At 47.6% G+C, this 2,164-nt stretch carries 2 protein-coding genes; both read left to right on the top strand.

All coding sequences use genetic code 11. The features are described 5' to 3' along the window. Window positions 1-968, top strand: a 968-nt coding sequence (locus HMPREF0860_RS10150) for a 3-hydroxyacyl-CoA dehydrogenase (RefSeq protein WP_052037685.1), incomplete at its 5' end; no start/stop codon positions are given. 148 nt (window positions 969-1,116) lie between these two features. Continuing rightward, window positions 1,117-2,037, top strand: coding sequence for a helix-turn-helix domain-containing protein (locus HMPREF0860_RS10145; protein ID WP_021331183.1), 921 nt, complete (start codon window positions 1,117-1,119; stop codon window positions 2,035-2,037). Window positions 2,038-2,164: the final 127 nt, after the last annotated feature.

The following is a 2,164-nucleotide window of genomic DNA, read 5'->3' as shown; positions in this document are numbered from 1 at the left end:
ATGGGAGTATATATATGAGCATTACAAAGGTTGTTGTAGCGGGCGGCGGCGTATTGGGAAGTCAAATCGCATTTCAAGCGGCATACAGGGGATTCGATGTTACGATATGGCTGCGTTCCGACGCGTCGATCGGACGGTCTCAGCCGAAAATCGACAGGCTGCACGGAATATACCTTGCCGAATTGACCGATGCCGAAACGAAAATCGGCACAAAGGGAGCGATCTTTTCAAGAGGCCTCATAGACGACAGCGAGCATATAAGCGCCGAAAAAATCGTCCGCCTCAAAAAAAATGTCGAAACGGCGTATAAAAACCTAAAGCTCACAACCGACCTTGCTTCGGCAGTCAAAGACGCCGATATCGTCATCGAAAGCATGGCTGAAAATCCCCAAGCGAAAAAAGAATTTTACGACGCCCTTTCGGCCGTCCTTGAAGATAAAACCATTGTCGCGACAAACTCGTCTTCTATGGTACCGAGCATGTTCCGCGATCACGTCAAAAATCCGAAACGCTATTTGGCCATCCACTTTGCAAACAATATCTGGCGCAACAATATGACCGAAATCATGGGACACGACGGAACCGATCCTGCCGCATTCGATGCGGTCGTCGCCTTTGCCAACGACATCGGCATGATACCGCTCAAAGTTCTAAAAGAGCAGCCCGGCTATCTCCTCAATTCCATGCTCATCCCCTTTTTAACGGCCGGCGAAGCCCTGCTCGCAAACGAAGTCGGAGATGTAAAAACCATCGATTTGGCATGGAAGCTCGGCACGGGAAGTCCGCTCGGCCCCTTCCAAATCCTCGATATCGTCGGTTTGGAAACGGCGTACAACATTACGATGAACCGTCCCGACTCTTCCGATCCGGCTTCTCTCCACGGGCGCATCGCGAAAATCCTGAAAGGTTACATCGACGAAGGTAAAACGGGTATCAACGCGGGCGAAGGTTTTTACAAATACAAATAAACTTATCTCCGCAGTGCTTTTACTCGAAACACCGATCGATATCCGGTCGGTGTTTTTTTTGCACCGCATAAAAACATCGACCCGCCGCAGATTTTGGCATAAATATTGCTGTCTCTAACAGTATCCAAATGGAAAGGAGACAGCAAATATGGATATAAAAAAAATCGATGAATTGCCGAACCTCGTCAAAGCGGGAATGATTTCTCGAACGGAAGCCGTCAAGCATATCGCAGAAAATATACACCGCGAACCCTACCGTTTCGGCCTTATGGGATTCGACGAAGATTTTAAAAGCGAAATCATTTTGACTTTTTTGCAAAAAGGCGGACAGATTTTCGAACGATTCGATGAAAACTGCGGCGCGTTCCGTTCTTACCTCTACGCTTTCGTACAGGGGTTGATTTTGACGCGAAAACGCGACGAACTACGACGATTTATTGCGGACAACACTATAAAATCGTTTTCGTACTCCGAAGCTGTCGAGCGTTTGCAAAACGATACGGTACTTACCGTTGCGGAAAAGGCCGTAAGCTACGCACCTGTTTCTAACACGAAAATCTGGAAAACGCTCACACGAAGATGCAAACCGAAAAACGCAAGCGATGCGAAAACCGCGCTCATCCTCGCGCTGAAATCGAGCTACTACATTTCCGCGTCTTCCGTCGACGACGTGTGTTCGTATTGTAAACTGCAAAGCGCGGAACTGCAGCGCCTCATCGCCGAACTCAATTCACTTTTGTATTCGCGGATCGAACGACGCAACACGATTATCAGGCGGCGGGACAATGCATATTACTTTCACCGAAAATACTATATACAGATGAAAATGTGCGACAAAGAAAAAACCGATATGGAAAGGCTTTTGAAAAAATACCGCAAGCAAACGGAAAGCTGGGAACACAAAAACAAAGAACTCCGGCAAAGCCGCTGGCGCGTCTGCCCGACAAATAAAATGATTGCAAACATACTCGGCATCTGCGAACGGCAAGTAAGCCACTACATCACGAGAGCACAAAAGCTCGTACGTGAAGAACAAAACGAAACCGAAACGACGGATATTCCCGAATGAAGCTCGGAAAGAACACGGAAAGAATCGGTTGACTGTATACGTAGAGCCTTTACAGCCGTACCGTCATTTTCGAAAGACTATTCGGATGCTCTTTGCAGGAGGTCTTATGGCAAAACATAATCGCCGA

It is taken from the genome of Treponema socranskii subsp. socranskii VPI DR56BR1116 = ATCC 35536 (assembly GCF_000468115.1).
GTDB lineage: Bacteria > Spirochaetota > Spirochaetia > Treponematales > Treponemataceae > Treponema_D > Treponema_D socranskii.
The sequence above is the reverse complement of the archived record's forward strand: the minus strand, read 5'-3'. Positions and strand labels throughout refer to the sequence as shown.